General features: G+C 62.1%; 22 protein-coding genes. 8 read left to right on the forward strand and 14 right to left on the reverse strand.

The annotated features are described in order from the left end of the window. Positions 1-129: 129 nt before the first annotated feature. Entirely contained in the window at positions 130-897 is a 768-nt protein-coding gene (locus NKJ88_RS11050; RefSeq protein ID WP_352444053.1) for a rhomboid family intramembrane serine protease, read from the reverse strand. A gap of 400 nt (positions 898-1297) precedes the next feature. Here NKJ88_RS11050 and NKJ88_RS11055 point away from each other — a divergent pair, with 400 nt between their 5' ends. The 3 genes from NKJ88_RS11055 (at position 1298) to NKJ88_RS11065 (ending at position 3573) form a co-directional block, all read left to right on the forward strand. Continuing rightward, a complete protein-coding gene (locus NKJ88_RS11055; RefSeq protein ID WP_023691213.1) occupies positions 1298-1933 on the forward strand; it encodes a PAS domain-containing protein in 636 nt (211 codons plus the stop codon). Between the two features lie 124 nt (positions 1934-2057). Further along, positions 2058-2675 (forward strand): PilZ domain-containing protein, encoded by a 618-nt coding sequence (locus NKJ88_RS11060; RefSeq protein ID WP_023667501.1) that lies wholly within the window; start codon positions 2058-2060, stop codon positions 2673-2675. A gap of 289 nt (positions 2676-2964) precedes the next feature. Beyond that, positions 2965-3573 (forward strand): transglutaminase-like cysteine peptidase, encoded by a 609-nt coding sequence (locus NKJ88_RS11065; RefSeq protein WP_023695381.1) that lies wholly within the window; start codon positions 2965-2967, stop codon positions 3571-3573. Between the two features lie 243 nt (positions 3574-3816). Here the strand turns inward: NKJ88_RS11065 and NKJ88_RS11070 are convergent, their stop codons facing one another. Together NKJ88_RS11070 and NKJ88_RS11075 are read right to left on the reverse strand one after the other, a co-directional pair. Continuing rightward, a complete protein-coding gene (locus NKJ88_RS11070; protein WP_023681510.1) occupies positions 3817-4344 on the reverse strand; it encodes a gamma carbonic anhydrase family protein in 528 nt (175 codons plus the stop codon). A gap of 85 nt (positions 4345-4429) precedes the next feature. Further along, positions 4430-4798: a DUF6949 family protein gene (locus tag NKJ88_RS11075; RefSeq protein ID WP_352444054.1), complete on the reverse strand. Its 369-nt coding sequence runs from the start codon at positions 4796-4798 to the stop codon at positions 4430-4432. A 110-nt stretch (positions 4799-4908) separates the two neighbouring features. On the opposite strand from NKJ88_RS11075, the gene NKJ88_RS11080 reads away from it, so the two are divergent. Next, a complete protein-coding gene (locus NKJ88_RS11080; protein ID WP_352444055.1) occupies positions 4909-5634 on the forward strand; it encodes a hypothetical protein in 726 nt (241 codons plus the stop codon). Between the two features lie 255 nt (positions 5635-5889). On the opposite strand, the gene NKJ88_RS11085 is transcribed toward NKJ88_RS11080, so the two are convergent. Together NKJ88_RS11085 and cysE are read right to left on the reverse strand one after the other, a co-directional pair. Next, the gene (locus NKJ88_RS11085; protein WP_006200852.1) at positions 5890-6093 is read right to left on the reverse strand and encodes a DUF3126 family protein; all 204 of its coding nucleotides are present in this window, start codon (positions 6091-6093) and stop codon (positions 5890-5892) included. Between the two features lie 256 nt (positions 6094-6349). Further along, entirely contained in the window at positions 6350-7198 is an 849-nt protein-coding gene (gene cysE / locus NKJ88_RS11090) for a serine O-acetyltransferase (RefSeq protein WP_023667506.1), read from the reverse strand. 133 nt (positions 7199-7331) lie between these two features. On the opposite strand from cysE, the gene NKJ88_RS11095 reads away from it, so the two are divergent. Continuing rightward, a complete protein-coding gene (locus NKJ88_RS11095; RefSeq protein ID WP_352444056.1) occupies positions 7332-7946 on the forward strand; it encodes an HD domain-containing protein in 615 nt (204 codons plus the stop codon). Here the strand turns inward: NKJ88_RS11095 and NKJ88_RS11100 are convergent. From NKJ88_RS11100 to NKJ88_RS11125, 6 genes are all read right to left on the reverse strand, one after another. Beyond that, the gene (locus NKJ88_RS11100; protein ID WP_352444057.1) at positions 7943-8443 is read right to left on the reverse strand and encodes a GNAT family N-acetyltransferase; all 501 of its coding nucleotides are present in this window, start codon (positions 8441-8443) and stop codon (positions 7943-7945) included. The two genes, NKJ88_RS11095 and NKJ88_RS11100, sit on opposite strands and share 4 nt — an antisense overlap. A 39-nt stretch (positions 8444-8482) precedes the next feature. Further along, entirely contained in the window at positions 8483-8797 is a 315-nt protein-coding gene (locus tag NKJ88_RS11105) for a hypothetical protein (RefSeq protein WP_023822943.1), read from the reverse strand. A gap of 70 nt (positions 8798-8867) precedes the next feature. Then, the gene (locus NKJ88_RS11110) at positions 8868-9239 is read right to left on the reverse strand and encodes a hypothetical protein (protein ID WP_156033759.1); all 372 of its coding nucleotides are present in this window, start codon (positions 9237-9239) and stop codon (positions 8868-8870) included. A gap of 55 nt (positions 9240-9294) precedes the next feature. Continuing rightward, complete coding sequence (locus NKJ88_RS11115; RefSeq protein WP_027050417.1) at positions 9295-10062, reverse strand: alpha/beta fold hydrolase; 768 nt, start codon at positions 10060-10062, stop codon at positions 9295-9297. 10 nt (positions 10063-10072) lie between these two features. Next, positions 10073-10645, reverse strand: a complete 573-nt coding sequence (locus NKJ88_RS11120) for a DUF192 domain-containing protein (RefSeq protein WP_027050416.1) — start codon at positions 10643-10645, stop codon at positions 10073-10075. Positions 10646-10757: 112 nt separating this feature from the next. Continuing rightward, positions 10758-11354 carry a cold-shock protein gene (locus NKJ88_RS11125; protein WP_031244492.1) on the reverse strand — a complete coding sequence of 199 codons (597 nt, stop codon included), beginning with the start codon at positions 11352-11354 and terminating at the stop codon, positions 10758-10760. A 358-nt stretch (positions 11355-11712) separates the two neighbouring features. Between NKJ88_RS11125 and NKJ88_RS11130 the strand changes: the two genes are divergently transcribed. Then, a complete protein-coding gene (locus tag NKJ88_RS11130; protein WP_023667513.1) occupies positions 11713-12153 on the forward strand; it encodes a VOC family protein in 441 nt (146 codons plus the stop codon). 132 nt (positions 12154-12285) lie between these two features. Then, a complete protein-coding gene (locus NKJ88_RS11135) occupies positions 12286-12579 on the forward strand; it encodes a DUF2218 domain-containing protein (RefSeq protein WP_023702485.1) in 294 nt (97 codons plus the stop codon). A gap of 105 nt (positions 12580-12684) precedes the next feature. Here NKJ88_RS11135 and NKJ88_RS11140 read toward each other — a convergent pair whose 3' ends face one another. The 3 genes from NKJ88_RS11140 to ilvA all read right to left on the reverse strand — a co-directional run bounded on the left by NKJ88_RS11140 (position 12685) and on the right by ilvA (position 14849). Continuing rightward, positions 12685-12930 carry an outer membrane protein gene (locus NKJ88_RS11140; protein WP_352444058.1) on the reverse strand — a complete coding sequence of 82 codons (246 nt, stop codon included), beginning with the start codon at positions 12928-12930 and terminating at the stop codon, positions 12685-12687. Between the two features lie 87 nt (positions 12931-13017). Then, positions 13018-13596: a DUF1697 domain-containing protein gene (locus NKJ88_RS11145; RefSeq protein ID WP_023828646.1), complete on the reverse strand. Its 579-nt coding sequence runs from the start codon at positions 13594-13596 to the stop codon at positions 13018-13020. Further along, a complete protein-coding gene (gene ilvA / locus NKJ88_RS11150) occupies positions 13593-14849 on the reverse strand; it encodes a threonine ammonia-lyase IlvA (protein ID WP_023822945.1) in 1257 nt (418 codons plus the stop codon). Before ilvA ends, NKJ88_RS11145 begins: the two co-directional genes overlap by 4 nt. A gap of 124 nt (positions 14850-14973) precedes the next feature. Here ilvA and NKJ88_RS11155 point away from each other — a divergent pair, with 124 nt between their 5' ends. After that, a complete protein-coding gene (locus tag NKJ88_RS11155; RefSeq protein WP_023710592.1) occupies positions 14974-16377 on the forward strand; it encodes an aminopeptidase P family N-terminal domain-containing protein in 1404 nt (467 codons plus the stop codon). The last annotated feature ends 19 nt before the right edge of the window (positions 16378-16396 follow it).

A 16396-nucleotide genomic window follows, 5' to 3' on the forward strand; every position in this document is an offset into this window, starting at 1 on the left:
GCTAGCCAGCTCCCGCCCTGACCGGCTTCACATAAGAGTGAACATCGTGCGCCGTGATCGGTTGCTTTTCAAGTGTGCCAGTGGGGTGTGCCAGTGGGGTGTGCCAGTGGGCTGCGCCAATAGAGTGCGCTAGTCGGGGGTGCGCTGGTCGTCGGGGATCTCCCATTCAGGCGCCCGCCAGCGCCGGTCGAACCAGCGCAACCCGAAGAAGCCTGCGACGAGGCCGCCAATGTGCGCTTCCCAGGCGATCTGGCCGGGCTCTCCGAGCCCGAGACCGTAAAGGCCGGTGGCGAGATTGATGACCATCCAGGCGCCGAGAAAATTGACGACGCCGCGCATGCGCAAAACGATTGCGATCGGCAGCACGGGACCGGCAAAGGCCGCCCTGCCGGAGGAGCGGTCGGTACGGAACCCGAAGCGAGCCGCCGCACCCATCATGCCCGATATCGCCCCGGAAGCGCCGACCAGCGGTGCTTCGCCGTATGGATGGACCGCCCAGAACAGCACCACCGCGGCCAGCCCGGTAGCGGCGAAAAACAAGGCGAACCAGAACCAGCCGAGACGGTTGGCCAGCGGCGACCCGAAGGCGGCCAGCGCAACCATGTTGATGGCAATGTGGGCAACGCCACCATGCAGGAAGGCATAGGTGAAAGGACGGGTGAAGAGGAACCAGTCGAAACCGTATTGGCCGGTGTAGAGGACCGGAATGAAGGCGCCGTCGGTGAGCAATGTTATCTGCTGCTCTTCGGTCAGCACATATTGCTGCAGCAGGAAGACGGCAACGCAGATGCCGATCACCGCCAGCACCGCCGGTGGCAGGTTGAACACCGGCTCGCGGCGCGGCGGCGGCGCCTCCGCGGTCTGTTCGGTCTCCAGGGGGCCGGCCGGTTCGCTCATATGCTCTGATCCAGGGATTTGCGTGTCGCGAGCATCTAGGCCATGCCCGGACAAATCACAAACTACGAATCACAAAGCGCGAATCACAAACCGCGAATCAAAAAGAAGCCGTCCAAGGTTTCCCTTGAACGGCTGGTCGAGCCCCCTGCTCCCCTAAAACTATTGACCGAAGTGCTGTTGGTCGTCGCGAAACGACCGCTTCTGGAGTGGTTTTGGTGTGCCATGGCGAGCCTGTGCGCGCAACGTAAACCGTTTGTTAACCTTAACGTCCCCGACCCGTGAACAAGTCTTAACGACGCTGGCACGCATCCTGCTCCGGAACGCATGTAGGTCATCGGAGGGCGCCCTTTCTGTTCACCGATGGGACCATCAGACGGCAGAATGCGCGGAGTTTCATAGCATGAACCAGAACGGATCAATCGCGCTGTTCCATTATTGGAATCGCCTGCGTCATGGACGTCCTGCCCCAAAGCGTTCGGAAGTCGAACCGGCCGATATCAAGGCGCTTTTGGCCGACACCTTCATCCTGGAAAGGGATACGCGCGGCGAAGCGGTGTTCCGGCTTGCCGGCACCAGGCTTTGCGCCGGCTACGGCCGCGAGCTCAAGGGTTTTTCGTTCCCCTCGCTATGGCGCGAGAAGGACCAGCGGCTGGTGTCGCGCCTCATTCACGGCGTTTTCGAGCAGAAATCCGTGGTGTCGATCACTTATGAGGGATTCAGCCGCAACGGCCGTTCCAACCACTTCGAACTGCTTGCGCTGCCGCTCGATGGCGGCGTCGAGAACCCGCGCTGCCTCGGCGTCATCAGCGCCGTGGAAAAGCCGTTCTGGCTGGGCGCCGACCCGATCACCGATGCGCTGATCGATGCCATCCGCGTCATCGATCCCGACAAGGACCCGATGTTCCTGAAAAACCGGCCGGAAATATCCGTTCCGTCGTTGGCTCCCGAACTCGAAGCGCCGGAGACCATCTCGGCGCTCGGTCGGTCGCGCCGTATCCGCCACCTCGTCGTGTTCGACGGCGGGCGCGAGCAATAGTCTCCAAGCCGGCGCTAATCTTAACTATCGGCGACCCACTTTTCTCCTTTGTTAACCTGCTTGGCTGTAGTTTTGGCCGAGATTCCACGCACGACGCGGGAATGCCAACGGGGTGTAGGCAGTCATGAGGTCAGCGGCGGTCGAATACGCACCGTCCCGCGCCGAAAGGCGTAACTTTCAGCGCGTCCGGGTCAAGATCTACGGGCGCTTCATGCTGGAGGACCGCACCGAACACCCTTGCCAGGTCGTCGATATGTCACCGGGCAATGTCGCGTTGCGCACCGAGCGCGTCGGCATGCCGGGCGAAAAAATCATTGCCTATATCGATCATATCGGCCGCATCGAGGGCGTGGTGACGCGCACTTCGCAGGACGGCTTTGCTATGACCGTCATTGCCTCGGATCGCAAGAAGGACAAACTGGCCGCGCAGTTGACCTGGCTCGCCAACAAGCATGAACTCGACCTGCCGGAAGACCGCCGCCACGAACGCGTGGCGCCGCGCAACCCGACAAGCGTGCTGCAGCTCACCGATGGGCGCCAGTATCAGTGCCGCATCATCGACCTGTCGCTGTCGGGCGCGGCGGTCGAGATCGACGTCAAGCCGGCGCTCGGCATCCAGGTCATGCTGGGCACCATGCGTGGCCAGGTGGTGCGTCATTTCGAGGATGGCGTTGCCATCGAATTCGCCGTCATCCAACGCCCGGAAACGCTCGATTCCGAGTTCAACGCCCCGCGCGCCTGAACGATCGGCAACAGGCAGCAAAAACGAACCGGCCCTGCGCGGCCGGTTTTTTGTTGCCGGCGTTCCGCCTGCCTCTCCAGCTTGTAGCGGCACGCAGCAAATCCACGGCTCCACCCGGAAATCCGCGCCCCGACACCGCGGTTTTACGCCGAGACCCTGAACGATTTTATACTCAAATAGATCAAATTTTACGCGTATTCTATTGAGGTTTTACTCAATGTCTACTTCGGGTTTTTGCGTCAAATAAATCCAACGCTGTCATTGTCTCCTCAAACGGGGAGACTGACGAATGGCAAAGACGTGGGGCAAGCTGTTGCTCTTGGCAATGGCGATGCAGCTTTCCGCTTGGGGAACGGCGCAAGCAGCAGGACCGGCCTACATGCACACTGGCGGCCGCACGACACAGCCGGTCGGTCACTACGAATTCTGCCAGAAGCTGCCGCAGGAATGCGCTCAGCGCACGCCGAAGCAGGCGCCCGTCGAACTGACGCGCAAGCTGTGGGCGGCGATCGTCGACGTCAACAATTCTGTCAACACCCGGATCGTGCCGCGCACCGATATGGAAATGTGGGGCAAGGAAGAGGTCTGGTCCTATCCCGACAGCGGCTTCGGCGACTGCGAGGACTATGCGCTGGAGAAGCGCCGCGAATTGATGGCGCTTGGCGTTCCCGCCGGCAATCTCTTGATGACCGTAGCGCGCCAACAAAATGGCGACGGCCATGCGGTGCTGACCGTGCGCACCAGCCTCGGCGAGTTCATCCTCGACAATCTGGAGTCCAAGGTGCTGTCCTGGACCGACACCGACTACACCTACCTGAAGCGCCAGTCCGACCAGAATTCCGGCGTGTGGGTGACGATCAACGACGGCCGCGCCGACGCGGTTGCCAGCGTCCGCTAAAACGCCATCACAGAGGTCAAGCACATCGAATAATGCGACGTGCCTAACGAGAAAGCCCGGTCGAGTCCCCACCCTCCCCGTCCCCAACGACCGGGTTTTAAGGAGCCGGCCCCGTCCCCGGGCCGGCTCCACCATTTCAGACCATGATCCCGAGCCGAAGGACCGCGTCAGCGAAAGCGAGAAACGATTTTTGCTGCGCTGACCTGCCGTTCGGAAAAGATCAACGTCAAACATTAATAGAGTTCAGGCCTTCTTCAGCCCGGCCTTGAAGCGCTTGCCATTGGCGACATAGTGCGCGGCCGAGACGCGCAGCCTGGCAACCGCGGCATCGTCCAGCGTCCTGATCACCCGCGCGGGCGAGCCGACGATCAGGCAATTGTTGGGGAACTCCTTGCCCTCGGTGACCAGTGCGCCGGCGCCGACCAGCGAGTTCTTGCCGATCCTGGCGCCGTTGAGCACTATGGCGCCCATGCCGATCAGGCTGTTGTCGCCGATCGTGCAGCCATGCAGCAAGGCGCGGTGGCCGATCGTGCAGCCCTGCCCGATCGTCAGGGGAAAACCGGGATCGGTGTGCATCACCGTATGTTCCTGGACATTGCTGTCGGCGCCGATGACGATCGCCTCGTTGTCGCCGCGGATGACCACGCCAAACCAGAAGCCGGCATTGCGACCGACGCTGATGTCGCCGATCAACGTCGCGTCCGGCGCGATCCAGTTGCTGTCGGGATCCTCGAAACGGGGCGCTTTTCCGTCGATTGCATAGGTCGGCATTTGCAGTCTCCGATTCCTCGCAGGCCGGGACAAACCCTAGAACAATCCTAGGAAAACCGCGTAGCGGTTTCCCCCAGCAATTGCCTCAAGGCAAATACCGCGCCAGCGATTCCACCAAAAGCTGAAGCGCACCAGGAGAGCCAATGCCCCAGGAGGCAATGGCGATCAGCACGATGCCCAGCACCAGCGCCCAGGCGATCACCGTGCAGCCGCAGGACATCAGCATCAGCGTCGAAATGCGGCCCTCGCGCCGTGCATCGAGCGCATCGTTGGCGAGCATGAACGGCCCGGCGCAAGCGGTCGCGGCCAGCGAGCGCAGGATGTACGCCGGCGACACATAAGGCTCGGCAAAGGCAAGCCGGCGGCCCGCCGCCAGTTCCATCACGGACCCGGTAAGCCCGCAGGCGGTGAGCCCGACGGCAAAAGCGAAGAGAACGGGTAGCAGCAGGCTCATCTTTACCTTCCGTTTACCATGAAATCGCACAGTCGCGTCCAGCGCAGCAAGAGCCATGCCGCGGCATGTGTGCCGCCCAGGGAAAGAGGGCGGCGACTATGGGGATTGCGATGAAGCAGGCAGCGACCGCAGAAGAGTTCAACGTCGTCGATTCCGTGCTGATGAAGCGGGTGTTCTATGCTTTTGCCGCGCTGGCGCTGCTGTCGCTGGCGATCAGCCTTGGCGGAAAATGGTTCGGCCGCTCGATCGCCATGGCCGGCTACACCGACGACATCACGGTCCACAGGGTAGTGATCGGCAACAATGTCATTGCCGTACCGGCCAACGCCATCCGCTTCCTGCAGGCGCGCCGCGACGGCATCGCTTCGCGGCTCGACCTCTATCTGCGCTATCCCGAAATGGACGGCTACAGCGAAGCCGCCCGCGACGATTTCAACCACACGGGGGCCGCCAAAAACATCATCTTCCTGTCGTTCGAGCCGCAGATGATGTCGCGCGACATGAGCGGCCGTTTCGCACCGATCTACAGCGCGCTCATCAGCCAGCCCGGCGCGCCCGGCCCCGGCGGCACGACGATTTACGGTTTTACGGAAAAATCAGGCTATCTCAACGAGGTGCTCGCGGTCGCCGGCCGGGCCGGCAAGGACCCGTTCGTCGCCCGCTGCCTGAGCGGACCGAGCGCCGAGGAATCGCTGGCGCCCTGCGAGCGGGACATCCAGGTCGGCGACAGCCTCAGCCTGACCTACCGCTTTCCCCGGGAGTTGCTGGGCAACTGGCCGGCGCTTGACGCCGCTATCGTCGCCGAGGCCACGCGCGTCTTAAAGACCGCACGGTAGCGGCCCTCTGCTTTTGTCATACATGGGCGCGAAGCCGCGCGGACCCGAGGATCCGTTCCATGCGCTTAAGGCAGCGAAGCGGTGCAGAATTACTGTTGGGAAGCAGCAGAGGAAGTTCTGGACCGCCACATTCCTGAGCCGAGGCCTGGAATATATCCCAGGGTCTCAGCGACGCCGCTGTGCGGCTGCTTCTCCCCGGGATGACGATGGCGCAGCTGGCTGCCGCCAATCGCCGAAGTCCGTAGCCGTCTGGGCTCAGGCCAGATCGATGTCGAGGATCGCCATCGAGAAATTATAGTCGCCGTCGTCCTCGTCCTTGAAGACGATGCCGAGGAACTCGTCGCCGACATAGACCTCGGCCGAATCTTCCTTGCGCGGCCGCGCCTTCACCTCGAGTTTGGGATTCTGGAAGACGCGCTTGAAATAGGCGTCCAGCTTTCTGATTTCGTCCGGCTTCAAAAGTCTTCTCCGATCGTCGGGCTTGCTCGTTGGAACGCGCTTCTGGCACGTCGACAATGGCGATGTAAAGGCAAGCCGGCTGGATAGAACGCGAACCCTGGGGCCGGATGATTTCAGGTCGAATCCAAATCCGCCTCTAAATCAAGGAGGTAGAGCATGATGTCGTCCGAAAACCGCCTCACACTTTTCGGCATCATGCTTCAGAGGCAACGGCGCCGGCAATCGGACTTCCGTCCGGCGCGCCGGGTGTTGCAAATCAGATGTCGAAGCTGACGACCTGGTCCATCGATTGCGACGGCAAAAGCTGGTCCATCTGGCGCGAAGGCTGGTCGCAGCCGGTCTCGCCGACGACGCGGGCCGGTACGCCGGCAACCGTCTTGTTGTGCGGCACCGGCGACAGCACGACCGAGCCTGCCGCGATCTTCGAGCAATGGCCGATCTCGATATTGCCGAGAATCTTGGCGCCGGCGCCGATCAGTACGCCGTAACGGATCTTGGGGTGGCGGTCGCCGCCGGCCTTGCCCGTGCCGCCCAGCGTCACGCCGTGCAGGATCGACACATCGTCCTCGATCACCGCCGTCTCGCCGACGACGAGGCCGGTGGCGTGGTCGATGAAGATGCCCTTGCCGATGCGGGCGGCCGGGTTGATGTCGGTCTGGAACACCGAGGACGAGCGGCTCTGCAGATAGAGCGCGAAATCCTTGCGGCCCTGATTCCACAGCCAATGTGCCAGCCTGTGCGTCTGGATGGCATGGAAACCCTTGAAATAGAGCACCGGCATGATGAAGCGGTCGCAGGCCGGATCGCGGTCGTAATAGGCCTGGATGTCGACACGCACGATCGACGACCATTCCTTGTCGTCGGCCAGCATCGACTTGAACGTCTGGCGGATGAGGTCGGAGCCGATGTCCTGATGCGCGAGCCGCTCGGCGAGCCGATGGATGACAGCTTCCTCCAGGCTCTCCTGGTTGAGGATGGTCGAATAGAGGAACGCCGCCAGAAGCGGGTCGCGGTTGACCGCTTCCATCGCCTCGTCGCGGACCGAACGCCAGATCGGATCGACCGGCTGGACCATTGTGGGGCGGGAAATGCTGATGCTGTTCATCGACGTCTTGTCCTGCGTCCTGGCCGCTTGCCTATTCTCCGGCGGCACATATAAGCCAGATCATAGCACGATTGAACTCAATTTTCCTTAGTGCTCGGTGAAATGGATTTGGTTCACGGAAATTCAAGCCGCCATGGAAAACGAACCCTTGATCGACGCTCCGCTGAAACGCGCGCTCTCCGCGCTCTATCAAGCACCGGATCGCCACTATCACAACCTCGCCCATATCGAGGCGTTGCTGGCGCTGGCGGACGAATATCGAGCATCGCTGCATGATTCCGGCGCCGTCGAAGCCGCAATCTGGTTCCATGACGCCATATATGACAGCCGCGCCAAGGACAACGAGGCCAGGAGTGCAGCACTTGCGCAGGACAAACTTGCCGCCCGCACCGATCCGGAGCGCCTCGGCCGCATCGCGGCGATGATCGTCGCCACTGCCACGCATGAACTGCCCAGCCTTCAACCACGGGGCCTTGCCGATCAGAACTCCCTGCGCGACGCAGCGCTTTTCCTCGACATGGACCTGGCGATACTGGGTGCGTCAGCCGACACTTTCGACGCCTATGAACAAGCGGTCCGACGCGAACATGGCTGGGTCGAGGAGCCTATGTGGCGCGCCGGCCGCGGCGCGATTCTCAAGACTTTCCTCGCGCGCCAGCATATTTTTCACACGCAGGAATTCCGCCACAGGTTCGAGCCCCAGGCCAGGCAAAACCTGGCGCGGTCTCTAGAAACGCTCAAATCCTAATCCGGAAATGTCTCCATGCGCTGCGCATAGGCTTTGAAACCGGCGCGCCTGTAGACCGATTGCGCGGCCGGATGGTCGTATGTGTCGGTATGAAGCCAGACCCTTTGCGGCGCCCGCGACCAGATGGCGCGAAGCGCCTGGTCGAGCAGGAACGGGCCGAGCCTGCGACCCTGGAAGGCGGGAACCAGCCCGAAATGAACCAGCTCGACCTCAGGCTGGCCGACGCCGTTGAATTCGCACAGACCAGCGGCCTCGCCCTCGACGCGCAGCACATGGATATGTGTCGAGGGCAGCGCCAGCAGGCGCTCGAGGTCTTCCGCCGGCATGCGCAGCCGCTGGTCCCATTGCACGGGCTCGCCGACAGCGCGGTAGAGGTCGATGTAAGCGGCGCTGTCCAGCCTTTCCAGCGCCACCGTGGTCGCTGCTGCAGGGCTGACGCGTGCAGGCGCCAAATCGCGCGGGCGCATCTCCATGTAGGTGACGAGAAGATCAACCAAAGCGGCACCGCCTCCGGCTGCAAGCCAGACGAAGATCGATCACCTGAAGGCGCCAACGGACTTGGTCGCCGCCCAAACAAAGAACAGGCCGATCACCAACGACAGCCCGTTGAGGAGGATACCGACGATGCCGAGGACATGATTGTCGTTTGAACGTCCCAGTGCCATCAAGCCAAAAACCACGCCGGTGATGTGCGCCAGCGGCGCCGCAACGAGAAACACCACCAGAAAAACCCCGCCGAGGACGTTTTGAGCGGCCAGCGACGCCTCGCCTGGCATCAACGCCAGCGTGACCACCGCCGCAAAATCCATTGCGAACGCCAGCAGGGCCAGGATCACCGAGCGTTTGCCCAAGCTGCTCCGCCCCACCACGCCGGGCATTGCTATCGTGCTTCTTCCCCATCCGGCCATTACTCGTCCCCGATCAGGTGAAAGCGCCTATCGTCGATGCCATTGCCACAAGCAGCAGGAAGCCAACCGCCAGGGAGCCGCCGTTGAGCAGGATGCCGACGACCCCAAGCACGCGGCTATCGTTCGAACGCACCAGCGCCATCAGCCCGAAAATCAATCCCGCAATATGCGCCAACGGCCCTGCCAGCAGGAAAACCGCCATGAAGAAACCCGTGGCGATGTTCTGGGCACGCTCGGATGCGTGGGTCGGCAGCGCCACCATTGTGGTCAGCGCTATCACACCGGCACCGAAGGCGAGCAGCGCCAGGATGACGGAACGCTTGCCGAACTTGCTTGTCACGACGGCGCCCGGCAGAGCGTCGGCGCTTCTTCCCCATTGTGCCATTGTTGCCACCCCTCGCCGGCCGCCCAATCCATATCGCCCGAAAATCGCTTACCGGTTAAAGCGGATTTTCGGCATAAAACTCCAAAACCCGCTGCTTGAAGGTCTTGTCGCCCACAGCCAGCATATGGTCGCGGCCGTCTATGTGAAATGACTTGGCATTCGGCATCAGCGCGGCGAGCTCGTCGGGCGAGCCGCCGATATCGTCTGTCGTCCCGACCGCAATCAGCGTCGGTTGGGCGATGCGCGTCATGTCGTGTTCGCTGAGCAGTTCGCGCGACGTGGCGATGCAGGCAGCCAATGCCCGGCGGTCGCTGCGCGTCTGATCGGCAAAGGCGCGAAAGGAGCGACCGCGCGGATGGCTGGTGGCGGCCGGATCGTCGGCCAGCAGCGCCTCGGCGATCGGATCCCAGTCGCCGACCCCGTCGACCATGCCGATCCCGAGCCCGCCGAAGACCAGCGTCGCCACCTTGTCCGGATCCGACAGCGCCAGGAACGCCGAAATGCGCGCGCCCATCGAATAGCCCATGACATGCGCGCGCCCGATGCCGAGATGGTCGAGCAGGGCCGCCGCATCCGAGGCCATTTTGGCTGGTGTGTAGTCGGCCTCGTCATAGCTCTTCGACGACGAGCCGTGGCCGCGATTGTCGAAGGCGATGGCGCGGTAGCCGGCGTCGTTCAGCGTCTTGAACCAGCCGGGCGAGACCCAGTTGACATAGTGGCTGGAGGCAAAGCCGTGGATCATCAGCACCGGATCGCCATCGCCCGACGCCGGCTGGCGGTCGAGGAAGGCGAAGTCGAACCCGTCATGGGAGAAGAATTGCATCGGGAGCGGCTCAGCCGGCGCCGGGCGTGGGCGCGTTGCCCTTGTCCGATGGCGGCATGCCGGGGCCGGACACCGTGCCGACGGCCGGATGGCGCAGCAGATCGCCATAGTCGATGCCGTTTTTGGCGGCGGTGCCGGCCTTGAGCTCCAGCACGAAGCGCACTGGCACACCCGGCGAGATGACTGCATCGGACAATGGAGTGCCGTGCTTGACGGCCCGGACCTTGCCGTCCTGTCCAACAAAGATCAGGTCGAGCGGCATCGGCGTGTTGTGCATCCAGAAGCCGACCTGCTTCTGCATCTCGAAGACGAACAGCATGCCATGATTGTCGGCCATATCCTGGCGATACATCAGGCCGGCCTCGCGTTCCGAGTCGGTGTCGGCGACTTCGATCGAAAAGGATTTATCGCCCCCTTTCGTCGCCACGACCAAGGGTGTCGGATCGACGGGAAGGATCATCGCCTGACCGCCGGCGATCGTCTGCTGGGATGCGGTCGGCTGCCCGGAATAGAAGTAAGCGCCTGCGGCTCCCGCAACGATGACGCAGAGCGCGCCCGCTGTCAGCCAGTTCCTGTACGCCATTGGAAATCCTCGACCAAAGACCATGATCCCTAAAAGTGGTCTCAGGTATTCGGATAAGATCGTGGTGAAACCAAGAAAGAGCCGTCCTGACTTCCTCAGGAAGGCTCGCGTCCTAATGCGCGACCGGCAAGGTGCCCATATCGGGGTGAATCTCGGCAGCCATGAGGCCCTTGTCACCGCGTCCGAAACGCACCAGCACGACCTGTCCGGGCCTGAGCTCGGTGATGCCATAGCGGCGCAGCGTCTCCATATGGACGAAGATATCCTCGGTGCCCTCGCCGCGCGTCAGAAAGCCGAAGCCCTTGGTGCGGTTGAACCACTTAACCAGCGCCCGCTCGAGCCCGCTTTCCGGCGTCACCGCCACATGGGTGCGCTGTTCCTGCATCTCGGCCGGATGGATCGCCGTAGTGGTGTCCATGGACAGCACCCGGAACGCCTGCAAACCACGGTCGCCGTGCTTGACAAGGCACACGACACGCGCGCCCTCCAATGCAGTCTGAAAACCGTCCTTTCGAAGGCAGGTGACATGGAGGAGGATGTCGCCCGAAGAACCGTCATCGGGAAGTATGAAACCGTAGCCCTTGGCCACGTCGAACCATTTGATGGCGCCGGCGATTTCGACAAGGTCGGCGCTATCGCCGCCACTGTCACTCTTCAGGGCGTCGTCAAGGTTCTCATCCCGCCTCGTGAAAGAGGCCTTATCCCCCATAAGAATGCCCCCTTTTTTCAAGAAAACCGCAAGTGATTCTTGACATTAGATTAACACCGCCGCTTCCGGGGTGTGCAAGACCTGCCGTGCCTTTTTTCACGGTTGAATACAGGAATAGCTGACTTGTTGTTTGCCGGCGTCGCTGCCGACAGCAATGACGATCCATCAAGGCGGTCAACCGGTCGGCAATTTGCAAGGGATTTCGCCGAAATCGGCAACCACTTGTGTCCGACGCTTTTGTCAGAGCAATCTGATTTTTTCCAAAACCGGTGACCACTTTTCCAGTCCGATGCTCGTTGCCCTTCGGCGGGGTGGACCTTATGTTGCCTCGCAACCCAAACATCCCCGAGGAAATCCCATGCGCTACCTCCACACAATGGTCCGTGTCGCCGACGTCGATGTCTCGCTCGATTTCTACTGCAACAAGCTCGGCCTTAAGGAAGTGCGCCGCTACGAAAACGAGCAGGGCCGATTCACGCTGATCTTCCTCGCCGCCTCCGAGGATGTAGAAAGCGGCATCACTGAGAAGGCGCCGCTGATCGAACTGACCTACAATTGGGACCCGGAGGAGTACAAGGGCGGACGCAATTTCGGCCACCTCGCCTATGAGGTCGACGACATCTACGCCACCTGTCAGCATCTGATGGACAATGGCGTCATCATCAACCGGCCGCCGCGCGACGGCAACATGGCCTTCGTCAAGTCGCCGGACGGCATCTCCTTCGAACTGCTGCAGAAGGGCCCGGCCAAGCCCAAGGCTGAGCCGTGGGCATCGATGCCGAACACCGGCACCTGGTAGCGATCACGCCATCTTGAGCGAGGCGGCCGCGCCGACAAGCCGGCCCCTTTGCCATTTCGAGCAACGGCACCTATTTACCTGCCTGTCGCGCCAGCCAAGCAAAGCCAGTGCCTCACCCAGGAGAATTCATTTATGCCGACCAGCCGTGCCGATGTCTCCACCGCGTATGCCAGCCGCTATTTGCAGCAGTTGTGCAAGCACTGGGCGCACAAATTTCCCGTCGAGTTCGATCCGAACCACGGCACCATCGATCTGTCACTCGGCCGCACGGTTCTCGATGCCGATGCGGCAGCGCTGCATATCACGGTGTCGACGGATGAAAGCGGATCGCTGGAGCGCATGGAGAGCGTCGTTGCCGATCACATCAAGCGCTTCGCCTTCCGCGAGGAGCTGACTTTCGAGTGGAAGCAGGCTCCGGCGACCTGATCTGCGGTCAGCCGCAACGCCGAACGCCGGAAGCTGCCAGCCCCGGACAACGTTATGGCGTCACTTGGTTGCGACGCCATCTGAATTGTCGGAACGACGGATCGATCAGAACTTGTAGTTCAGGCCGATCTTGATCGTATGGGCGTCGATCTTCACCCTTGCGTCGTTGCCCTCGATATCTGTCAAACGGACCTTGCCGAAGTCGAAGTACTGGTATTCCAGCTTCGTGGTCCATTTGTCGGCGAAGGCCCATTCGACACCGCCACCGATCGTATAGCCGAAGCGGCCTCCGCTCCTCGATGCGCTGCTGTCCGGGTCGGGCACCCCCGTCAAAATCGAAAGTATCGCCATAACTCAATTTGTAGTGAGTCGCCGCCGCGCCGCCCTTGTTGTTTAGCCGAGGCTTAATTAGCATCGCGACCGCAACGCAGAAGCGGTTCAAAGCGAACGCGCTATCTGCAGCAGCGCCAGCACCGAGCGCCAGTTGCGCGCGGTGCCGGGCACTTTCAGCACGCGCGGGATGAGATTGGCGAACACCGATTTGCCGAGCCCGTCCGGCGCCTTGAGGTAGAGCACGTCGTCCCTGACCTCGAAGCTTTCCGGGCCGGTGCATTTCTCGGCAAGCCTGGCGATCTCGTCCGCCGTCGGCTGGCGCTCCAGCGTGTAGGCGTGAAGCTTGGTCGGATCGCCGGCGACTTCCGGATAAGGATTCTCCTTCACCAACCGTTCGAACCAGGAGAGATCGCGCACCATGATGCGCGAGTGAAAGCCCCATTTTTTCTCGAACGCCATTTCGATCTGTTTCGCCAGCGTGGCGGCGTCGCCCTTCTTGGTCCGGAACACGACATTGCCGCTCTGCACATAACTGGCGACATCGGTGAAGCCTAGCGCCTCGAATAACGCCCGCAACTCCGCCATCTGGACGATGCGGTTGCCGCCGACATTGATGCCGGAAAACAGTGCGACGAAGACCACCCTTCGCTCTTCGAGCTTCGGGTGGCAGGCTGTACCGCTCATATGATGAACCCGGCCAGGGTCTCGTTGTCGGTGATGTCCTGATAGTGCACGCCCTCGGCCTCGAAATTTGCCCTCAGCAGATCGAAGTTACGCCGGTCTTTGGTTTCGATGCCGATAAGCACAGAGCCGAAATTGCGTGCCGATTTCTTCAGATATTCGAAGCGGGCGATATCATCGTCGGGACCGAGCAGTTCGAGGAAGTCGCGCAGCGCGCCCGGCCGCTGCGGAAAGCGGATGATAAAATATTTCTTCAGCCCCTCGAAGCGCAGCGCCCGCTCCTTCACGTCGGGCAGCCGCTCGAAATCGAAATTGCCGCCCGACACCACCGCGACGATGGTCTTGCCGCGGATTTCCTTGCGCGAAAAATCCTTCAACGCGTCGATCGCCAAGGCACCGGCCGGCTCCAGCACCACACCTTCGATGTTGAGCATCTCGATCATGGTGGCGCAGAGCCGGTTCTCAGGGATCAGCCGCACCGCCTGAGCGGCGAACTCCTTGAGGTGGCGCAACGGCTCGCGGCCGATCTCGGCCACCGCCGCGCCGTCGACGAAATTGTCGACATTGGCGAGCCGGACGCGCTTGCCGCTGGCGAGGCTCTGATGCAGGCTCGGCGCACCGGCCGGTTCGCAAAAGACGTACCGCGCGTCACGTTGCTGCTCGGCGAAATAGTGCGTCACCCCGGCCGCCAGGCCACCGCCGCCAACCGGCAGCATGATGATGTCGGGCATGCGCGCGCCCGGCATCTGGTCGGCGATCTCATAGGCGACCGTCGCCTGCCCCTCGATAATGTCCTTGTGGTCGAAGGGCGGCACCATATGCGCGCCGGAACTTTCGGTGAATTCGAAGGCGGCGCGGTAGCAGTCGTCGAAGAAGTCGCCGACCAGCCTGATCTCGACGAAATCGCCGCCGAACAGCCGCGTCTTGTCGATCTTTTGCTGCGGCGTCGTCACCGGCATGAAGACCACGCCCTTCTTGCCGAAATGGCGGCAGACGAAGGCAAAGCCCTGCGCATGGTTGCCGGCCGAGGCGCAGACGAACAGCTCGGCCTCGTTGCCGGCGGCCAGCGCCTTGCGGAAAAAGTTGAAGGCGCCGCGGATCTTGTAGGAGCGCACCGGCGAAAGATCCTCGCGCTTCAACAGCACCCGAGCCCCCGTCTTCTTCGACAGATAGTCGTTTTCCTGCAGCGGCGTTTCGGGAAAGATCTCGCGGATCGCGGCTGCGGCGGTGGCGACACGGGAGGAGAAACTGTTCATGGCGCCGTCACCTCTGGATCGAATGGTTCGAAGGCGAAGCCTATTGCACAATTCGCCGTTTGCAGCCACCGATGCGGCGCGGCCGCTTTGACGCGCCAGCAGGAAATCCATTGGAGCCATCTTCATGCCTGTTTCGGCTGTCGCCCTGAAGACCGTAGACCTTCCTGAATTCGGCGAGCCAACAGTGATGCCGCTAGTTCAGCGGCGGACCTACGAAGCACGCATCGAGGCTCTGCTGGCGCGCGGCGCCAAGGCCGGGCTCGACGCCTTTGCCGTCTATGGCGACCGCGAGCACGCGGCCAATGTCGCCTATCTCAGTGGTTACGATCCGCGTTTCGAGGAGACGTTGCTGGTCATCGTCCCCGGCAGCCAGTCAAAGCTTCTCGTCGGCAATGAGGGCTGGGGCTATGCCGAAATCTGCGACGGGCCCTACGAGCGCGTCCTCTACCAGACCTTCTCGCTGCCGGCGCAGCCACGCGACCGCTCGGCCTCTCTATCCGACACGCTTGCCGCCTGCGGCCTGAAGGCCGGCCAGAAGATCGGCGCCATCGGCTGGAAGCCGTTCGGCCCCGGCGATGGCGGCTTTGGCGAGACGACGCTCGACCTGCCTTCCTTCATCGCCGATACGCTGCGCACACTGGCCGGCGACAGAGGCGCGGTGGTCAACGCCGCCAACCTGTTGATGAATCCATCCGACGGTCTACGCGCCATCAACGAGGCAGACCAATTGGCGTCCTTCGAATTCGCCGCGACCTTTTCCTCGCAGGGCCTGCGCAACGTGCTTGGGAATATTGAGCCCGGCATGAGCGAATTGCAGGCCGCGCGGCTGATGGGGATCAACGGCCTGCCCCTTTGCTGCCACCCGATGCTGTCCGCCGGCAGGCGTGCGCCCTACGGCTTGCCTAGCCCGCACCTCGACATCATCAAGCGCGGCGATCCCGTCACCATGGCGTACGGCATCCAGGGCTCGCTCAACGCCCGCGCCGGCTTCCTGGTCGAGAGCGCGGCCGAACTGCCGCGCGAGATAAGCGACTATGTCGAACAGCTGGTAGCGCCCTATTTCGCCGCCGTCGTCGACTGGTACGAGACCATCGGCATAGGCGTTGCCGGCGGAGCGCTTTGGAAAGTCGTGCATGACCGCATAGGCGACCCGTTCTTCGGCGTCTCGCTCAATCCCGGCCATCTCGTCCACATCGACGAATGGATGCATTCGCCGGTGTTTTCCGGCTCGGACATCAAGCTGCAATCGGGCATGGCGCTGCAGGTCGACATCATTCCGGCGACCGGAACCAGCTATTTCACCACCAACATCGAAGACGGTATCGCGCTTGCCGATGAGGCGTTGCGCGAGGAGATCGCGGCCCGTTATCCCGAGGCATGGCGCCGCATCGAGGCGCGCCGCGCCTTCATGGGCGATGTGCTCGGCATCAGGCTCAAGCCCGAGGTATTGCCCTTCTCCAACATCCCTGCGTTCCTGCCGCCATTCTGGCTTTCGCGCAACAGTGCGATGACCGTGGCTCGACGCTGACCACATTTCGGCTGGACAC

It is taken from the genome of Mesorhizobium sp. M0016, from assembly GCF_040324035.1.
In the GTDB taxonomy this organism is placed as follows: Bacteria; Pseudomonadota; Alphaproteobacteria; order Rhizobiales; family Rhizobiaceae; genus Mesorhizobium.